Below are 17,949 nucleotides of genomic sequence, written 5' to 3'. Positions count from 1 at the left end.
CATCAAGGTCAGAAGTAATAATCTTCACTAAAAGACCGTATATATGACAGCAAACCTGTCCCTGCTATCGTTGAATGACACCTTGCAATACTGGAGGAGACCATATATGAACTCTGGTTAAATATTAACGACGGTTTTTACGAGCTCGCGCTCGGCGTTGAAGCTTTTCTTCTTCTTTAGCTGCTTTTTTAGCTTCTGCAGCGGCGCGTAAACCAGCAACCATTACTTCTTCTTCCTCACGCATTTGCGGAGTTTCCATAGTAATACGGCCAATAATACCGTCGCGTAATTCGTTGATTAGTATTTCAGACATTTTATATGTGTCTATTTGATTACCACCACGAATACAGCCGCGTTTTTTACCTGCCATTTCAACAAATTCCCAATCACTTTCTGGTAATTCGTCTATTTTATAACGCGCTTTTAAAAGCTCAGGGTATGCACGCAATAAGTACTCAGCTGTATAACTTGCTACTTCTTCATACTCAAGCGCCGTATCACGAATGGCACCGGTAGCGCCTAAGCGATAACCTGAGTTTTCATTCTCTACTTTTGGCCACAACATACCTGGCGTATCGTAAAGCATAATACCGTCTTCAAGCTTAATGCGTTGTTGTGCTTTGGTTACCGCAGGTTCATTACCTGTTTTTGCAACTATGCGTCCAGCCAGTACATTAATTAACGTAGATTTACCCACGTTAGGAATACCCATTATCATGGCTTTAATTTGCTTATCTGCACCCACTTTATGCGGCACTAACTTTTTACAAAGCTCATTTATACGACTTACTTCAGCTGCTTTATCATGTCCAAAAGAAATCGCTTTAACACCGTTTTCTTGCTCAAAATAATCTTTCCAGATTTGAGTCATTTTAGGATCAGCTAAATCAGCTTTGTTCAAAATTTTGATGACCGGCTTACCTTCACGTAAGGTTGCCACCATCGGGTTTTCACTACTGTAGGGAATGCGCGCATCAAGCACTTCAATGATCACATCCATTTGTGGCATTATTTCTTTAATTTCATTGCGGGCTTTATTCATATGCCCAGGGAACCACTGGATAGCCATTTTTAACTCCTAACGTATAATTAACCGCTATTTTAACTGGCAATTCATTTAATTGCGCTATACTGACGCAAATTTTTTCAGATTAGTTGTTATGGCTCTTAAATCCACCATTATGAAAGTGCAGTTATCGCTTAGCGATATGGACCGCCACGTTTATCAAGATTTTAATTTAACCTTGGCTCAACACCCATCAGAAACCGATCAGCGGTTGATGATTCGCTTACTCGCTTTTGCACTCAATAGCTGTGATGGTTTAGAATTTACTAAAGGATTAAGCGCTGATGATGAGCCTGAACTTTGGCATGTAAGCTATAGTGAAGAGATAGAGCTGTGGATTGAACTTGGCTTACCAGATGAAAAACGCCTTAAAAAAGCCTGTAATAAATCTAAAAAAGTGGTGCTATATACTTATGGTGAAAACAATCAAGCAATTTGGTGGCAAAAACACCAACCTAAATTGTATGAATTTAAAAATCTAAGTATTTTTAGCCTTGATTATGCAGCAACACAAGCACTTGCTGCTTTGGTTGATCGTGGAATTAAGCTCGCCATTACCATTCAAGATGGTGAAGTATGGGTAAATACCGATACAACCAATATTGAAATAAAACCGCTGCAATCAATGTAATTACGGTAGTTATACCAATTGCATTAAATTAGTTATCTATTATAGCGACAAATAAATAAGTCGATAACAAGGCGAAAATTATGACATATAGTTGTTCTATATAAATAATTTTTAACGCAGGTAGCGGATTATTTAATACGCTAGAATGATCATGTTTTTAATAAAATTGGTATTAGGGAGCATATGAAAGTTAAACACGTTATTGTTTTACATGGCTTGTATATGTCTGGCTTTGTTATGCGCCCACTTTGTTCACGACTTGAAGAATCGGGGATGACGGTATTAAACATTACCTATAATACGCTCGACCCTCACCGCGATACCATATTTGCACAAATTGATGAGTGTATTTCTAACGAACCTGCAGCGCTTGTATGCCACTCAATGGGAGGGCTTATTGCACGTGCTTACCTAGAGGCAAACTCCCCTGCTAGCCAGAATGTTACGAAGGTAATTACACTGGGTACTCCACATAAAGGCAGCCATATAGCGCAAAAAATGAAACAAAAAGGGTTTGAATCATTTTTAAAAAATAGTGTTGAATTTTTACTCACTAAAAATGGTAATTGGCCTTTTAAAGCTAAGCTTTACAGTATTGCGGGCGATTTACCTATTGGGCTTATGCCCTTAATAGTTAAAGGTAGCCGGTCAGATGGCACTGTATTACTAGATGAAACCAAACTTAAAGGTATGGCCGAACATAAAGTGTTTCATTTAAGCCATACCAGTATGATTTATTCGCGCCAAGTACTCGATTACATTTTAAAGTGCTTAAACGAGAAAGATTAATCCTCAGCATTGGCTGCTATTTTATAACTAATTAAAAATACCACTGCCAATATAAGCGGAATCGGCGCCGCAATGTAGCCAAAAAAATCTGAGTTCGCAAAGCTTGCACCCGCTAAGTGCGCTACTAACCCAAGTACAAATGCGATGACTGCAATTCCTACCACTATTAACTCTGCTTTATTTTGTTTCGCTGTTTTTGCATGCATGTTATCTCTCCTAATTATTTCGACAACATTATTATGCGCCGTTAGGGTGGATGATTTTTGACCTGCATCAATAAAAAAATAGCTAAGTTATTACCTTGAATAAAGTTTGTTTTAGATCATGATTTATATACTTTTGAGGTTTATTTACTTTTGAGGGGTAGTATTTTTATTAATCAGACCCACTTCTATTAATAGTCTAAAGTGAATATAGGTATCAAAAACAGCTAATAGGTTAAAACTATTAACTAGATACATTTAAACGATTTTACTAATTTATCGAAATTAGTAATACTTATCACAAGTTCACAAACAAACGGTTATTCAGGAGCAAGTTATGTCACATGTAAACGCAATTGGTCTAAACAGCGCAAAAAGCGAAGACATCATAAAGTCACTCAATACATTATTGAGTAGCTACCAGATTCAATACATGAACGCGCGTGGCTTTCACTGGAATATTAAAGGCCGTAACTTTTTTGAACTACACGTTAAGTTTGAAGAGATTTATAACTTACTACTTCTTAAAGTAGATGAAGTTGCAGAACGTATTTTAACGTTAGATGGCGCACCTCTACATGCATTTTCTGATTACCTTGAAGTAAGTAAAATCAAAGAAGCTAAAGGTATTAGTGATGGCGTTACAGCCGTAGAAAACCTACTTGCTGGTTACAGCACATTAATTCACATGCAGCGTGATATTTTAAGCCAAGCTGGTGATGCAGACGATGAAGGTACAGCCTCACTAATGAGCGATTACATCTCAGAGCAAGAAAAATTGGTTTGGATGCTAAAGGCTTACTTAGACTAAACTAGCAAAAAAAAGCCCTCAATGAAGAGGGCCACAAATAGGGATAAATCGTTAAATAATCAAGCGATTCGGTTACTATATTAGTCTCCTCCCAATACTAAACAACGCCCCTGTTACCAGTGGCGTTGTTTTTGGTTTAAGTGGGCACAATGCTCATATATTGGGATAAACAATGTATAAGCATTACTACTACATTATTTTTCCCCATGAAAAAGCCCCAGCAATACTGAGGCTTTGTGAACGTTACTAATTAAGTAACTATATTAGTGTCGTTATTGTTGGTTAGAATTTACTTCTAAAACCTATGTAGAATGATTGACCAATTGGGTCGTACGTACCAGCATCAGTTTCAGTACCAGTACTTGAACCGCTCACACCCGATAAAATGCGTGGTGGCTCTTTATCAAATAAGTTACTTGCACCAGCGTAAAGCTCTGTTGAATCGCTGATATGGTAACTTGCTTGAACATCATGATACGTTACTGAACCAATCCCTACTCCACCTGGAGCAATACCAAAACCACTTAAGAATTGATCATCAAAGTCTGCAGCGCCAATGTAAGTTAAGCTCCAGTTAAAATCAAAGTCGTTAAGTTTATAACCAAAGTTCCAGTTAGCTTTATGCTCTGATGCACCAATTTCTCCAGCAAACTCATCTTTATCAGCGCCTGGAAGTGGAATGCTATAACCATCGATTAGGTAAGTATAAGCAAGGCGAGTTCTAAACGCACCCGGACCAATATCAGCAGAGTACGTTAGTGTTAAATCAACACCTTCTGTACCTAAACCACCACTGTTAGATACACCACTGTCGATAAATTCTAGTGAACCAGCACTATTATTACCTGATGGCGCACTACGACGAGTTACAAAGTCACAAAAGCTTGTATCGCCGCCGCCATAACATTGGTCAAGAATAAACTGACGAGGTGTTGATACGATTGCATCTGTAATTTCGATATCAAAGTAATCAAGCGTAATATCTAGTCCTGATATTAGGTTTTCTGGTGTAAATACTAAACCTACTGTTACAGAGTCACCAACTTCTTCTTTTAAATCTTGGTTACCACGGTTAAAGCCACTAATGCCTTGTAAGTCAGACTGGTTAAGCGTGAACTCACCATTTGAAGCGATATTAGTTGTTACACCACCATCTGTTCTACAAGCATCGCCAGCAGCACCACCGCCACTATTAGTAACACCTAAACATGGATCGTTTAAACCACTTGGGAAAGTTTGTGAAGGCGGAGAAAATAGTTCATCGATATTTGGAGCCCGTGTTGAACGAGCACGAGTAGCACGTAAACGTAAGCTATCCATTACTTCCCAATCAACACCCACATTCCAACTTTCAGTGCTACCTACAGTTGAATAATCAGATAAACGAACTGCTGCATTCATCGTTACAGAATCAAGTACTGGGATATTTGCTTCTACATAATACTCAGTTACATCAAACGAGCCTTCTGTTGCTGGGATTGCATTACCCGCATTAAGACCTGCTTGCTGTAGTGCATCAAATTCACTGCGTGAAAATTCTTCGCGGTATTCAAAACCAGCTGCAATACCTACCGTACCTGCTGGTAAATCAAATAAATCACCTGAAATATTACCACCAATGATTTCTTGCTCAACCGACGTTGAAAGTGAGCTAGGTGCACTTACAAAATCAATAGCACCTTGCGATAACGAATTAAAACCATAAATGTCTACTGGTGCACAATTAAAGCCACGTGCTGTCGCATCGATACAGATAGCCTCATCAGTAATACCATCACCATCTAAATCTTGGCTATCGATCACAGCTTCTAAACCTTGACGGAAGCTTTGTACATTAACTAGACCGCCTGAAACTTGTTGCTCTTTTGTTTTACCGTATACATAGTAAGTATCGTAAAACCAACCATCGGCTATTTCACCTTGAAAACCAAGTGCTAAACGGAATGTATCACGCTCTGCTCGTGCTCCACGATTACCGATATCACTTAAACGTTTTGCAAAGAAGATATCTCGTGCGCCATCACCGTCGGTATCGGTTGCTGCGTTATATATATCGTCTGGAACAAACGCGTTACGTAAAAGCTCACCATTTACATTAAATTCAATTGGTACCTGGCCATTTGCATAAATGTCGTCAGAGGCAAAAGGAAATGGCTCTAATTCAGAAACGGTTGTTGTTGCAGCGTAAGTGCCTTCATAAAAAAAGCTATGCTTGTCGCTTAACTCGTAGCTACCATTTGAGGCGAATAAGTAACGCTCTGTAGGTATTGCTATTGTACGTACACCGCTTCGGTTAAAACCATTTGCAGCTACGCCATCGCCGCCATTAGTACTAAATGAGTTTTGTAGGTTGTTTGCATCATTAAACGTAAATGTTTCATCCCCAGCGCTAAAACGACCTTGTGGTGGAAATGAAGATAAAAACGGGCTTACTGCATCAAATACAGAACCTGGATTTGCTACTGGATCATCTTCGAAGAAAATACCTGAAAATTGGTCTACCGCTGAGCGATCACGGTCACGTGAGAAAACAGCGCCTTGATCAGAGTAACCAAGATGAAACATTGCGTGTCCTTTACCATCTGAGCTTGATAAGCCTGAGGTAAAGTTAAATTGGCGTGACTCATCATCACCTTCACTCGATTCACCGTACTGACCATCAAACTCAACGCCTTCAAAGTCATCTTTTAAAACAAAGTTAACTACACCAGCAACAGCGTCAGAGCCATAAACAGATGAAGCACCACCTGTCATAATTTCAACACGTTCAATAAATTGGCTCGGAATAGTGTTTAAATCGACAGCAGAGCTACCTGGTACACCTGATACATAACGACGACCGTTAACTAATACCAATGTACGGTTAGAACCTAAATTACGTAAATCTACAGTCGCAACACCTGCACTCGCTGTACTAAAGTTTGAGTTAGTACGACTGATTGCCGGTGAACCAAATGCTGGATTATCTAGTAGTAAATCTTGAATATTTAATGAACCAGATGCGTCGATTGCTGTGCTATCTACAACTTGAATAGGCGCTGATGACATCGCCTCAGCTGAACGAATGCGAGAGCCTGTAACTTGTACACGTTCTATTTTAGTAATTTCGTCATCTTCTGCAGCCACACCTTGAAATGAAATGCTTGCAAGTATCGCGCTGCTTAGCGCAACTGTTAGCGACGATTTTTTAAATAATCGTGCGCTAACTTTGTTAGTTAATGTCATATAATTCCCCTGAATTGTTATTTTTGTAACTAAATAGTTACTTCGCGGATTACAGTAAGGGGATTTATTTAAACACTCTACGTACGTTATTTATTAGGCGTAATCTTTGGTATGAATAGCTAGTTTGATGGGACGAATTAGTACGTCACAATTATTTTATAAATATATTGTACTTTTCATAACAGTTTTTCCGCTAAGCACGGTCTTTATTATTATATACAGCAAGAGATATAAAATAATGGTCGCTTCTTTTCATGCATTAACTTTTGTTAGTAACACTAAGTTTGCAACATTTTTAACAAAGCGCGTGCAAGAGCATCGTCACTTTGAATCTCAATCTTTTATTCAGGCAAACAGATTAGATCAAATAGATACAGATCAATACAACGTACTGTTTTACGAACTAACTAATCTGGCTGACCCTATGCAAATAGTGCATTTAACTGAGCTTGCTAAAAAGCTTAAGTTAGTCATTATTGCTGATTCGGGTCATTTTGCGAGTTTTGCTTTTGAAGTTGGCGCTGTTGATTTTTTAATCTTAGATTCAACTACACCACGTATTGATAAATGCTTTGATAAGCTAATTCATCTTTGCCCGATTGCAAGCGCGGCCGAACGTCAATATCAACAAAGCACACAAACCGAAAAACCATCATCACATATCGTAGTTAAAGATGTAGGTAAGGTAAGGCTAATTGATATAAAAGATATTATTTGGATTAATGGTGCGGGCAATTATGTAGAGCTGCATTTTACCCAAGGTAGTACACCGGTATTACACCGCGAAACCATGAAAAATATTGAACGGCAGCTAGAGCCAGAAGGGTTTATTCGTATTCATCGCTCAACGCTGGTAAGAAAACAAGCTATCTGTGAACTGATGCCTACTGACAGTGGCGATTATAAAGTAAGACTTAAAAACGATATGTGCTTAAACCTTTCAAGGCGCTATAAAGGGTGTTTAGAGAGCATTATAAGCCCTCTTCAGTAGCGGTTTATAATACTCATATTAATTACCAGTTCTGTTTTATATAACTATCACTTGGATGCACTAATAAATAGCTTTCGGTATCTTTATAAAAATTAACTTCTACATCGCTATTTTTCCATACTTTTTCAAACATGTTTTTAGCTATGATATTAATGTTTATATAGTCAACTCGTTGATAGCCACGTTCTTTTACACCCGCAAAATAGGCCTCTAACGAATCAAGACTATCTAAAGTTAACAGTTCAAACTCTTTTAAGTTAACAATCACAAACTTAATCGTATTTTCAGGGTGAGTGCTCAATTCTTGAATAACACCATTAGTTAATGATGTTATACCTTCATTGTTAAAGCTCCCCTTCAATTTTAAATACATATGAGGGGGCTGTGAACAAATCTGAAATTCGCCATGTGCTCCAAACATAAATTACCTTATATATATCAACTTCTATATATAGAGTAATACAATTTTCCGATTTTGCAGTTAATTTAACAGCGCAATAAAAAAGGCCATTTCGAGGGCTTTTTCTTCTAAGCTTTTAAAACGACCTGATGCACCGCCATGACCTGCATCCATATCGGTTTTAAATACTAAAATATTACTGTCTGTTTTAAGTTCACGCATTTTTGCAACCCACTTCATAGGCTCCCAATACTGTACTTGTGAGTCATGAAGACCGGTAGTAACGAGTATGTTCGGGTAGTTTTGTGCGCTAATATTGTCATAAGGCGAGTAAGCTTCTATCACATCATAAAGTTGAGGCTCATTTGGATTACCCCATTCATCGTATTCATTTGTTGTGAGTGGAATACTTTCATCAAGCATTGTGGTTAATACGTCTAAGAATGGTACATGACAGCCAACACCGCAATATAACTCGGGTGCCTGGTTTACAACCGCCCCCATTAATAGGCCTCCGGCACTGCCACCTGAGGCAAACACCTTATTGCTATCACAATAACCTTGATCAACAAGCGCTTTTGTCACATCAATAAAGTCACTAAAGCTATTTTGTTTATGCTCTTTTTTACCTTGCTCATACCATTCGCGACCTAGCATTTCAGAGCCTCGAACATGCGCAATAACATAAATAAAGCCACGATCGAGCAAGCTCAGTGACGAACTAGAAAAACTAGGATCAATCGTATAGCCATAGGCGCCATAGCCGTATTGAAATAACGGATTTGTGCCATCTTTTTTAAAGCTGCCTTTTCGATAAACAACAGATACAGGTACTTTAACTCCGTCGCGAGCAGTTACCATTAATCGCTCCGACTGATAGTCATCGGCATTAAAACTACCGAGTACTTTTTGCTGTTTAAGTAGTGTTTTTTCGCCAGTTGCTAAATCAACATCATATAAAGAGCCTGGTGTTGTTAAACTTGAGTAATAAATACGCGCAGTGCGTGTGTCTGGCTCTGGGTTCATTGCTATTGCAGCATAATAACAAGGATCGGCAAACTCAAGTGCCATACGATCCCCTAGCCTATTAACAACTACGAATCGAGCTTGCCCTTGCTCGCGTTCACTCAATACTAAAAAGTCATTAAATAACTCTACACCTTCAAGCAGTACATTTTCTCTGTGAGCTGTATGCTCAAACCATTGTGTTTTATCAGCAATCGTTTCGTTTGTTGCTGTCATTAATCTAAAGTTTTTAGCTTGCCAGTTAGTCACAATATAAAATGTGTCACCTAGCTTATCTACGTCAAACTCGTGGCCATCTTCACGCGGCATTAATGCTTTAAATTCGTCAGTGGGCTTATTAGCATCAAGCACCCATGTATCGTTGGTCTCTGTCGATGCTAAATCAATAATAATTAAGCCTTCGTCGCGGCTTTTACCAAGCCCCATAAAAAAGCTGCTGTCTTGCTCTTCGTAAACCATTACATCTTGGCTTTGCTCGCTGCCAAGCTCATGCCTAAATACTTGGTATCCTAGTAGCGTTTTTAAATCTTTTTTTACATAAAAAACAGTTTTATTGTCGTTAGCCCAAACAACCTGCCCTTCTGTATTTTCAAGTACATCAGGTAGCATTTCACCGGTCGTTAAGCTTTTAAAGCGAACATTATAAATACGACGACCTTCAGTATCTTCAGAGTAAGCCATAAGCTGCTCGCATGGGCTTAGTGCGACTTCTCCTAGCTCAAAAAACTCAAATCCCTCAGCTAATATATTCACATCGAGTAAAAGCTCTTTATTATCAGCCCTTATGCTCGTGCTTCTATAATGGCGAGAGTACTCATCGTCACCACGAACTTCTGAGTGATACCAGTATTTCCCGTCTTTAACGGGTACCGAGTTATCGTCTTTTACAATGCGTGCTTTTAACTCTTCAAAAAGTGTATTTTGGAGTGGCTTCATTGCAGCTAACTGTTCATCGCAATATGCATTTTCAGCATGTAAATGTGCAAGTACTTGCTCATCCTGACGATCGTCATCACGCATCCAATAGTAATTATCAGTGCGTATTTTATTATGAGTACTTAATGTATGGGCTTGCTGTTTAGCAATCGGGAAATTAGGTAATAAACTTAAAGAGTAGTCAGGACGAGACACAACAAAACCAATTAAAAAAATAATGTGATTTGCAGTTTATCATAAAAATAAAAAAGCCCATCCAATAGTTGGATGGGCTAAAACGGTAAACGCTTCATTACTAAAACCGCTATACCTTTGGGAAGATAATTCACTAACAGCCTTATATTTGCTGCCAAGCCATAGCCCAGCTTTGTCCAACACCGGGCTCGAACATAAACTTTTTATCGTCACTCGCGCGGCAAAACTCATTAAATGGCCAAGGCCTACATTGATAAACATGCCCTGTTTTTGGCTGCAATACCTTTGTACCCGCATTATAGTTTTCACAATTTTCAGGGTACACGTAATCATAAGTATCAAGGTTATTAACAACACGCTCATCGCATTTTGCAATACAATGAAAATCGACATGCGCTTTACATATCCCACTGCTTTGCAAAGCAAAAATTTCATTGTTTCTATAGGCAACAATTAAACCTTGTTCGGTCATTTTACCTGCGCTAACAAGAGGTACATGCACGTTAATATGCTCGGCAACTAAACGTGGCCATGCGTGAGGCTCACCTTGTTCAAGCGAGATGATTTTGTAATCAAATGATAAACTAACTAGCTCTCCTTGCATGTCATAAAAGGTTACACTCACCACATCGCCAATAAACAATTGGGTATGATGATTTAAGCAACCTATTGTTGACCACTTTCCACAGGCCAACGACGTATGCATAAACACGGCAACACCTTAAGAGTTACAAAATCTTATCCATACACTATGGATACACAAAAAATACACTGAGGGCAAGTGATACATAACAACACGTTATGCAGTAGTCCCGCTACCATAGCTTTATAAAAAGCCTTAGACCGGAAACTTTGCGCCCTAATCTTTCGATTAGTTTGCCAGCAATGCGGCGATTATAATTCGGCCCCGCATAACAATCAAACAAAAGAATGTAACCAAAAACAAAAACCAACCCTTTAGGGTTGGTTTAGTGTGTTTTTAACTAAATAAATAAGTTAAAGGTTCTTTTGCCCACGTAAATATCAGCAGCACCAATAAAGATATAAATATTAGCCACGCAGGCCAAGACGCTTTTGTTACTTTAGCCTCAGAGCCATCCGCTTTTAACTCTTTTGAGCCTGTGATCATCGCCTTAACTAGCGGCTTACCTTTTATTCTATAAACAATAATAGCTAATACATGTAGACCAATAGCATAAAGTAAAATGTCAAAATTCAGCTCATGTAGCCAATTTGCAAAATCAATCGTATCGCTAGACACATATTGAGCAAGCGGGCCGTCAGTTAAAATGCCATCACTACTCATTAACCCGGTAATAAGCTGCGTAATTATAATTATAAAAAATACCATTACCATACAACTGCCAGGTGCTGAATGACCTAGCGAATCGCTTGGTGTCTTTAGTGCCTTTAAAATAGCACGAGGAGAGTGCAGCAACCCACTTAATCTCGCAGTTTTACTTCCGATAATGCCCCATATTAAACGCGTTACGATGAGTGCTAAAGTAAAGAACCCAGCAACAAAATGAAGCTCAATCATGCCCTCTTCAATACTAAAATAAAGCACCGCAATACTTACAACCAAAAACCAATGAAAGCATCTAATAAACCCATCCCACACTTTTAACGTCGTCATTGCGCCTATCCTTAAAAAAACAGTATTATCTAATTCGTTAACTACTTTAACATCATAATATTAAGGTATCCTTATGAGCCATTCTACAAGCCGTGCGAGTAAATATCATGCAACCAGTTAAAAAAGCTATTTTAAAAGGCTTTTTAGATATGCTACCACTGTGTTTAGCTGTTGTTCCTTGGGGCATTTTATGTGGTTCTTTAGCGATTCAAAATGGCTTTAGTGCACTAGAAACCCAAGCAATGTCGTTATTAGTCTTTGCAGGCTCTGCACAGCTTGTTGCGATTGAACTTATGGCGGGCAACACACCATTGCTTACAATTTTATTCACAACATTTATTATTAGCTCTCGGCACTTTTTATACGGTTTAGCTGTGCGTCATAAGGTAATTGACCAACCTATGCGTTGGCGCTTACCAGTAAGTTTTGTATTAACCGATGAGCTATTTGCATTTTCTCACCATAGAAAAGCGTACAGAACAAAAACACGTTTAATATACGCATTGAGCGCTGGTTTTAGCTTTTATATTGCATGGAATATTTGGACGTTAATTGGCATTGTAGCAGGCACAATGCTGCCCGATTTAACTAATTTAGGGCTCGACTTTGCCATTGCTGCCACGTTTATAGCTTTGGTTATTCCGGGCATTAAAAATTTGGCCTCACTCGTTACGGTAGTTGTAGCAGGCATTAGCGCAACGCTTTTAAAAAGCACAGGATTTGAGTTATGGCTTGTTTGCTCAGCGCTGCTGGCAATGGCCGCAGGTTACAGCACAGCAAGACTAGCCACTAAAAAGGAAGTAACGCCATGATGACGACTATTTTACTCATGGCGTGCATTACATTTTTTACGCGTTATTTGTTTTTACACCGTGCTTTACCGTTTAAAGTAGGCCCTAAAATGCAGCAATTTTTAAGCTTTAGCGCACCTGCAGTGCTTACAGCAATTTGGGTGCCTATCGTGTTTTTGAATGAAGATGGCATTAACTTAAACTGGCAAAACCCTTATTTAAGCGCAGCAATAGTCGCCATTATTGTTGCCTACAAAACACATAATATTTATTACACTACGCTTGCCGGTATGGGGCTATTTCTAATTTTAAATTAGTGCGATCTTTATACTTTATGAAATATTGTACTCAGGTTAAAATGCGGCTAACAACAATAAAAAAGACGCCAATATGCACAAATTTCATCAATTAAGCGCAACAAGCTTACAGGGTCAGCCTATCAACTTTAATGATTTTGAAGGGAAGGTTGTGCTTATTGTTAATACCGCAAGTAAATGTGGATTTACCTACCAGTACGAGTCACTGCAAGCTTTGCACAATAAGTATGCCAGCCAAGGTTTAGTTATTCTGGGATTTCCGTGCAATCAATTTGGTCAGCAAGAACCCGGCGACGCAACACAAATAGAGCAAGGGTGCTTAATTAATTTTGGTGTGAGCTTTTTAATGGCGGCCAAAGTAGATGTAAACGGTGAGCATGCACATCCTGTATTTCGTCACTTGAAATCGGCTTTACCTGGTTTTTTAACACGTAAAATAAAGTGGAATTTTACTAAATTTTTAATTGCCGCAGATGGTACACCAATTAAACGTTATGCACCTTTTACTAAACCCGAAAAGCTAGAACTTACAATTCAAAAAGCATTAGCACAGGCTAAAAGTACGCTTTGAAAAGTAATAAAGAGGCGCAAGGCCTCTTTATTGCCAATACTATTGAAACTTAAACATACGCATAACTGCACATTTAAACTCTCAATATTAATTGGTATTTTATTTATACTAGTGAAATTTAATCGGTGTAATCGCTTAAATCGTCTTCGCCTAGATTTTTACGCAAGCGTTTTTGCTCAAGGTAGTCTTCCAACTTCTTTTTAACCTTTTGCTTGTTCTTATCGTGTTGATTACGTCCGAGCATTTCGTACTCGTCTTCAACAAAATCGTCATCTAGCGCATCGTAACTAAATGTCTTACCCACAACCCACTCCATAAAGTGTTTGAGACCAACCAAGGATTTTATTATCGCAATAGCCGGTAAAATTAAAAATGTTTAATGCCAAAGTGCTCTGCAAATTAACATCAAAATAAAGCCACGCGACTACTGTAAATAGTCTTCATGTCAGTAATGTGAATAAATAGCGCTAAATTTGAATTGAGGAAAGTGAGAGTTTTTTATCGTATCGATAAATAAAATTTATTAATTTTTATTAGTTAGCCAATTTGACTAAAAAATAGCTATTTATTAATTGTTTTGACTTGCTAAAAAATAAAGAAAAACACTTAATCAATTGTTTTTTATAGAAAAATAAAACTGGCACCAAACTTGTTATTAGTTAATCGTCATCAACAAAAAGTAGAGAACAAACATGAAAAAATTACTATTAGTTAGCGCATTAATTTGTTCACCAGCCGCTATGGCTCATAACGATAACGATTCTGCAATTTCATTTAGTAATGATGAATGTAACGTCGAATTTAAAAATGATGTGCGCATTAAGCCAAACGAATTGGAAATTTTTACCGTCAACAATAAAACCATGCAGTTTAATACCCATGGTGACTTAACTGTAAATGGCGAATTTGTAGCACTAAATAATTCGCAGCGCGACGCGCTAACCAAGTACTCTGATAGTTTACGCACACAATTACCCGAAGTAGCTAATATAGCGCTAGAAGGCGTTAAAATTGCCGGAGTAGCATTAGAAGAAGTGGGCAATGCATTTAATATTGACGGCCTTGATAATATGTCAGAGCTTATGGATGACATTAAAATCGAAGTAGAAAACACATTTTACCAACAAGGTACATTTGTGATGGGCCAACAAAGTTTTAATCAATTTGGCGAAAACTTTGAACAACAATTTAAGCAGCAGATAGAAACAGCGGTTGAATCAGCAGTGATGCAATCAATGGGCAGTATTTTAGTAGTTTTAGGCTCTGAGTTACTTGGTTCAGGCGGTGATATGGATGCCTTTGAACAACGTATGGAAAATATGGGTGCACAAATAGAAGAAAAAGTAGAGCTACATGCAAGCGCACTTGAAGAACGTGCTAACTCTTTATGTGGAAACTTTGCTGATATTGCAAAACAAGAAGAGCAATTAGTAATGCAAGTGCCTGAGCTTGAAGGTTACCAGTTATTTAGCTTTAAACAAAATTAGTACAGCAAACGTTATTTAACATCCCTTTGGCAGCATTTAAGTCTACTTAAATGCTGCTTTTTTGTATTTCGTTGACTTATACCAACCTGTATAAATCTTTGATCAGTTTAACGAATTAAATTGCACTATAACTTCGTTAAAAATTTTTATTTAGAACAACTAGATACAAAAACTTTTGCCTAGTTCTAGCGTAATTTTCTTAACGTTAAATAGACCCCATATATAAGCAGATTGGTATTACTTTTTAGCTAATAAAGTAAGCTTACCCAATGTAACTATTGCTTGCTCAATTTGCGCGTTCCATTGCACACCATAACTTAACCTTACACAGCTTTTATATTTATTAGAGGCCGAAAAAATAAGCCCTGGGGTTATGCTAATACCCACTTCAAGTGCAAGTAAAAATAACTTTTGGCTATCGTATTCGCCTCCTAAATCAAGCCACATTACGCAACCTCCCTTAGGGTCGCTTATACGTGTACTTTTTGGCATAGCTTGTTGTAAGCACCATCGCATACGCTCTTTGTTATCGCGCAGGCGTTGCCTAAGTACTTTTAAATTTCGGTCGTACTCGCCGCTGGCAATAAACTCAGATAACGTCCATTGGTTTATTAACGAAGCAGAGCAACTTAGTGCTCTTTTATATCGCCTTGCTTGCGTTGCAAATTTACCCGCAACTAACCAACCTACACGATAGCTCGGCGCTGCCGTTTTAGAAAAAGATGAGCAACTAATCACTAAACCTTTTTTAGAGTACGCTAAAGCAGGTGTGCCTCGTTTTGCCGTAAAATATAAATCGCCGTATACGTCATCTTCAATAAGCACTACGTCATGACTTTCAAGTAGCTCCACCAGCTGCTGCCTGTTTTTATCTGGCATAAAGCTGCCTACAGGGTTGCTAATTGCAGTCGAGAATAAACACGCTTTTATGTCATGCTCATTCAAAGCGCGTTCCAAATCGCTCAACCAAATGCCATTATCTGGGCACAGTGGTATTTCGAGCGCTTTAAGCCCTAGGCTTTCTATTAACTCGATAATCCCGTGATAACAAGGCGTCTCAATGGCAACTACATCGCCTGGCTTTGTCACACACTTAAGTGCAATAGCCATGGCTTCTTGTGCACCATTGGTGATCACAAGCTCGTCCATATCAATACCAATGCCAAAATCTAGATAGCGATGCACTAGTTGCTTTTTCAGCGGTACAAATCCATCCGTTGGCCCATAGTTAATAGCTTTACTGCCGGCAATTGTCATTACGCGGCGCATATTTCTGGCAAGTGCTTTATCGGTAGGTGCAGCGGCTATAGGGTTAGCGATACCAAAAGGGACTACGTTCGCTTGATGAATGGCGCTGTATACCTGCTCTATTAAGGCTTGTTTATTTACCACAACAGGTTCGCGACTTAACTTAACTCGCTTAGGTAAGTTATGCGCGGCGTTAACAGCTTTTAAAAAGTAGCCTGATTTTTCGCGTGCCTCTACTAGCCCTTGATCATCAAGTGCTTGATACGCTTGTTTTACAGTGGGAATACTTATATTTAAGTTATCTGCCATTTTACGTAGTGATGGTAGTTTTTCGCCGGGGAGTAAAACTTGTTGAGCACTCATATCCCTAATTAACTGAATAACTTGTTGATATAAAAAATCGTGCCCTTGGCTATTTTTTTGTCTTATCATCACACACCAAATCTGTATAGGTTACATTTTTACTTTTCTGTATATGGTAAGTATACAGATAGGTCTTAAAATAGCCATTCAATCGGGCTTTGAGGACTAACCATGAAAAGTGCAGCGTTATACATTACAACCGTTTTAATTTGGGGTTCTACTTGGTTAGCCATAGAATTTCAACTAGGCGATATTGCAGTCGAGTTATCGTTATTTTATCGCTTTGCTATTGCAGCGCTTTTAATGTGGTTGTATGTAGCGTACAAAAAACCCGACATGCGTTTCTCATTAGTCGATCATGGCTTTTTTGCTTTATTAGCTCTGTTTAACTTTGGTTTAAATTACTTAATGCTTTACTGGGCACAAAATTACCTAACCTCAGCCATGAGCTCCATTGCCTTCTCGATGCTGCTGGTTATGAACATAGTTAACACTCGACTATTTTTTGGTAAACCAATCTCAAAGCGAATTTATACAGGGGCTGTTCTTGCTGTATTAGGTATTACGTGTCTGTTTTGGCCCCAGTTACAGCAGTTCGACTTAAGTAATGGTGCATTGGTCGGGTTACTACTTGCTCTTGGCGGTACCTTTGTGGCTTCATTAGGTAATATGGTAAGCGTTCGAAATTCTCGTAAGCAAATTGGTGTATTACAAGGTAATGCATGGGGCATGTTATATAGCGCCGTAGGCTTAGCGTTATATGTATTAATGAATGACGTGCAATTTAGTGTAAACGCGCCACCGAGTTACTGGTTATCATTACTTTACTTATCAATATTTGGCACCGTAATAGCTTTTGGTTGCTACTTTGCACTACTAAAAAATATAGGCCCTGAAAAAGCCAGCTACGTTATTGTTTTATTCCCATTAGTGGCAGTAACACTGAGTAGCTTTTTTGAAGGGTTTGAATGGCACGCAAATACCTTTGCAGGGTTTAGCTTAGTGCTGTTAGGTAACGCCATTGTGCTTACCCCAACAAAACGAATTAACGCCTTTTTAGCTAATAGAGCAATAGCTAAAAGTGGCTCCGTCCCCAGTTAGACGCGTTATTAACGCAACTAACGCAAAAGCGCCTACTTTACTGTCATAGGTAGGTACTTAAGAAAAACATTAAGTACAGCCTTAAAAATTTGGCTCTACCCCATACTGAAATACTCCTGTTTTTCGATCGCGTTTGGGGTGTGCCCTAGCAGCATTTTTCCT

At 38.6% G+C, this 17,949-nt stretch carries 18 protein-coding genes and 1 riboswitch; of the genes, 9 read left to right on the top strand and 9 right to left on the bottom strand.

Translation table 11 applies throughout. The features are described 5' to 3' along the window. Positions 1-124: 124 nt before the first annotated feature. Positions 125-1,069, bottom strand: coding sequence for a ribosome biogenesis GTPase YlqF (ylqF, locus tag I6F44_RS19160; RefSeq protein WP_024589485.1), 945 nt, complete (start codon positions 1,067-1,069; stop codon positions 125-127). Positions 1,070-1,160: 91 nt separating this feature from the next. On the opposite strand from ylqF, the gene I6F44_RS19155 reads away from it, so the two are divergent. Together I6F44_RS19155 and I6F44_RS19150 are read left to right on the top strand one after the other, a co-directional pair. Further along, positions 1,161-1,697, top strand: a complete 537-nt coding sequence (locus I6F44_RS19155) for a YaeQ family protein (RefSeq protein ID WP_121953976.1) — start codon at positions 1,161-1,163, stop codon at positions 1,695-1,697. Positions 1,698-1,880: 183 nt separating this feature from the next. Further along, a complete protein-coding gene (locus I6F44_RS19150) occupies positions 1,881-2,486 on the top strand; it encodes an alpha/beta fold hydrolase (RefSeq protein ID WP_024609379.1) in 606 nt (201 codons plus the stop codon). On the opposite strand, the gene I6F44_RS19145 is transcribed toward I6F44_RS19150, so the two are convergent. Next, positions 2,483-2,692, bottom strand: a complete 210-nt coding sequence (locus tag I6F44_RS19145; RefSeq protein ID WP_007579816.1) for a hypothetical protein — start codon at positions 2,690-2,692, stop codon at positions 2,483-2,485. The two genes, I6F44_RS19150 and I6F44_RS19145, sit on opposite strands and share 4 nt — an antisense overlap. Positions 2,693-3,026: 334 nt before the next feature. On the opposite strand from I6F44_RS19145, the gene I6F44_RS19140 reads away from it, so the two are divergent. Beyond that, the gene (locus I6F44_RS19140) at positions 3,027-3,500 is read left to right on the top strand and encodes a Dps family protein (protein WP_004334993.1); all 474 of its coding nucleotides are present in this window, start codon (positions 3,027-3,029) and stop codon (positions 3,498-3,500) included. Positions 3,501-3,782: 282 nt separating this feature from the next. On the opposite strand, the gene I6F44_RS19135 is transcribed toward I6F44_RS19140, so the two are convergent. Then, positions 3,783-6,725, bottom strand: a complete 2,943-nt coding sequence (locus I6F44_RS19135; protein ID WP_197174381.1) for a TonB-dependent receptor domain-containing protein — start codon at positions 6,723-6,725, stop codon at positions 3,783-3,785. Positions 6,726-6,963: 238 nt separating this feature from the next. Here I6F44_RS19135 and I6F44_RS19130 point away from each other — a divergent pair, with 238 nt between their 5' ends. Next, positions 6,964-7,716 (top strand): LytR/AlgR family response regulator transcription factor, encoded by a 753-nt coding sequence (locus I6F44_RS19130; protein WP_197174380.1) that lies wholly within the window; start codon positions 6,964-6,966, stop codon positions 7,714-7,716. A 22-nt stretch (positions 7,717-7,738) separates the two neighbouring features. Here I6F44_RS19130 and I6F44_RS19125 read toward each other — a convergent pair whose 3' ends face one another. The 4 genes from I6F44_RS19125 to I6F44_RS19110 form a co-directional block, all read right to left on the bottom strand. Further along, positions 7,739-8,137, bottom strand: a complete 399-nt coding sequence (locus tag I6F44_RS19125) for a hypothetical protein (protein WP_007579808.1) — start codon at positions 8,135-8,137, stop codon at positions 7,739-7,741. Positions 8,138-8,197: 60 nt separating this feature from the next. After that, positions 8,198-10,273, bottom strand: a complete 2,076-nt coding sequence (locus tag I6F44_RS19120; RefSeq protein ID WP_197174379.1) for a S9 family peptidase — start codon at positions 10,271-10,273, stop codon at positions 8,198-8,200. Between the two features lie 142 nt (positions 10,274-10,415). After that, on the bottom strand, positions 10,416-10,979 hold the full coding sequence (locus I6F44_RS19115) for a chitin-binding protein (protein ID WP_197174378.1): 564 nt from the start codon (positions 10,977-10,979) through the stop codon (positions 10,416-10,418). A gap of 96 nt (positions 10,980-11,075) precedes the next feature. Beyond that, a riboswitch (cyclic di-GMP riboswitch) is annotated at positions 11,076-11,164 on the bottom strand. An 88-nt stretch (positions 11,165-11,252) separates the two neighbouring features. Continuing rightward, on the bottom strand, positions 11,253-11,909 hold the full coding sequence (locus I6F44_RS19110) for a cytochrome b/b6 domain-containing protein (RefSeq protein WP_010554847.1): 657 nt from the start codon (positions 11,907-11,909) through the stop codon (positions 11,253-11,255). Positions 11,910-12,016: 107 nt separating this feature from the next. Here I6F44_RS19110 and I6F44_RS19105 point away from each other — a divergent pair, with 107 nt between their 5' ends. From I6F44_RS19105 to I6F44_RS19095, 3 genes are all read left to right on the top strand, one after another. Further along, on the top strand, positions 12,017-12,721 hold the full coding sequence (locus tag I6F44_RS19105; RefSeq protein ID WP_165726621.1) for an AzlC family ABC transporter permease: 705 nt from the start codon (positions 12,017-12,019) through the stop codon (positions 12,719-12,721). Further along, positions 12,718-13,017 (top strand): AzlD domain-containing protein, encoded by a 300-nt coding sequence (locus I6F44_RS19100; protein ID WP_004335020.1) that lies wholly within the window; start codon positions 12,718-12,720, stop codon positions 13,015-13,017. The genes I6F44_RS19105 and I6F44_RS19100 overlap by 4 nt, the downstream gene beginning before the upstream one ends. A gap of 73 nt (positions 13,018-13,090) precedes the next feature. After that, positions 13,091-13,588 carry a glutathione peroxidase gene (locus I6F44_RS19095; RefSeq protein ID WP_010554845.1) on the top strand — a complete coding sequence of 166 codons (498 nt, stop codon included), beginning with the start codon at positions 13,091-13,093 and terminating at the stop codon, positions 13,586-13,588. Between the two features lie 118 nt (positions 13,589-13,706). On the opposite strand, the gene I6F44_RS19090 is transcribed toward I6F44_RS19095, so the two are convergent. After that, entirely contained in the window at positions 13,707-13,892 is a 186-nt protein-coding gene (locus tag I6F44_RS19090) for a PA3496 family putative envelope integrity protein (protein WP_007579801.1), read from the bottom strand. A gap of 388 nt (positions 13,893-14,280) precedes the next feature. Between I6F44_RS19090 and I6F44_RS19085 the strand changes: the two genes are divergently transcribed. Continuing rightward, positions 14,281-15,075: a YggN family protein gene (locus I6F44_RS19085; RefSeq protein WP_197174377.1), complete on the top strand. Its 795-nt coding sequence runs from the start codon at positions 14,281-14,283 to the stop codon at positions 15,073-15,075. Between the two features lie 237 nt (positions 15,076-15,312). Here I6F44_RS19085 and I6F44_RS19080 read toward each other — a convergent pair whose 3' ends face one another. Next, positions 15,313-16,755 (bottom strand): aminotransferase-like domain-containing protein, encoded by a 1,443-nt coding sequence (locus I6F44_RS19080; RefSeq protein ID WP_197174376.1) that lies wholly within the window; start codon positions 16,753-16,755, stop codon positions 15,313-15,315. Positions 16,756-16,857: 102 nt separating this feature from the next. Here I6F44_RS19080 and I6F44_RS19075 point away from each other — a divergent pair, with 102 nt between their 5' ends. Then, entirely contained in the window at positions 16,858-17,787 is a 930-nt protein-coding gene (locus I6F44_RS19075; RefSeq protein ID WP_149594358.1) for a DMT family transporter, read from the top strand. The last annotated feature ends 162 nt before the right edge of the window (positions 17,788-17,949 follow it).

It is taken from the genome of Pseudoalteromonas sp. NZS11_1, assembly GCF_015864275.1.
GTDB lineage: Bacteria > Pseudomonadota > Gammaproteobacteria > Enterobacterales > Alteromonadaceae > Pseudoalteromonas > Pseudoalteromonas arctica.
Note: the sequence above shows the minus strand (reverse complement) of the source record. Positions and strands in the feature narration are given on the sequence as shown.

Excerpts from the sequence above, each read along its gene's own strand:
- I6F44_RS19130 (WP_197174380.1), top strand. The coding sequence starts at position 6,964 with ATGGTCGCTTCTTTTCATGCATTAACTTTTGTTAGTAACACTAAGTTT.
- I6F44_RS19100 (WP_004335020.1), top strand. The coding sequence starts at position 12,718 with ATGATGACGACTATTTTACTCATGGCGTGCATTACATTTTTTACGCGT.
- I6F44_RS19150 (WP_024609379.1), top strand. The coding sequence starts at position 1,881 with ATGAAAGTTAAACACGTTATTGTTTTACATGGCTTGTATATGTCTGGC.
- I6F44_RS19155 (WP_121953976.1), top strand. The coding sequence starts at position 1,161 with ATGGCTCTTAAATCCACCATTATGAAAGTGCAGTTATCGCTTAGCGAT.
- I6F44_RS19135 (WP_197174381.1), bottom strand. The coding sequence starts at position 6,725 with ATGACATTAACTAACAAAGTTAGCGCACGATTATTTAAAAAATCGTCG.
- ylqF (WP_024589485.1), bottom strand. The coding sequence starts at position 1,069 with ATGGCTATCCAGTGGTTCCCTGGGCATATGAATAAAGCCCGCAATGAA.
- I6F44_RS19075 (WP_149594358.1), top strand. The coding sequence starts at position 16,858 with ATGAAAAGTGCAGCGTTATACATTACAACCGTTTTAATTTGGGGTTCT.
- I6F44_RS19145 (WP_007579816.1), bottom strand. The coding sequence starts at position 2,692 with ATGCATGCAAAAACAGCGAAACAAAATAAAGCAGAGTTAATAGTGGTA.
- I6F44_RS19125 (WP_007579808.1), bottom strand. The coding sequence starts at position 8,137 with ATGTTTGGAGCACATGGCGAATTTCAGATTTGTTCACAGCCCCCTCAT.
- I6F44_RS19080 (WP_197174376.1), bottom strand. The coding sequence starts at position 16,755 with ATGATAAGACAAAAAAATAGCCAAGGGCACGATTTTTTATATCAACAA.
- I6F44_RS19105 (WP_165726621.1), top strand. The coding sequence starts at position 12,017 with ATGCAACCAGTTAAAAAAGCTATTTTAAAAGGCTTTTTAGATATGCTA.
- I6F44_RS19110 (WP_010554847.1), bottom strand. The coding sequence starts at position 11,909 with ATGACGACGTTAAAAGTGTGGGATGGGTTTATTAGATGCTTTCATTGG.
- I6F44_RS19085 (WP_197174377.1), top strand. The coding sequence starts at position 14,281 with ATGAAAAAATTACTATTAGTTAGCGCATTAATTTGTTCACCAGCCGCT.
- I6F44_RS19115 (WP_197174378.1), bottom strand. The coding sequence starts at position 10,979 with ATGCATACGTCGTTGGCCTGTGGAAAGTGGTCAACAATAGGTTGCTTA.
- I6F44_RS19095 (WP_010554845.1), top strand. The coding sequence starts at position 13,091 with ATGCACAAATTTCATCAATTAAGCGCAACAAGCTTACAGGGTCAGCCT.
- I6F44_RS19140 (WP_004334993.1), top strand. The coding sequence starts at position 3,027 with ATGTCACATGTAAACGCAATTGGTCTAAACAGCGCAAAAAGCGAAGAC.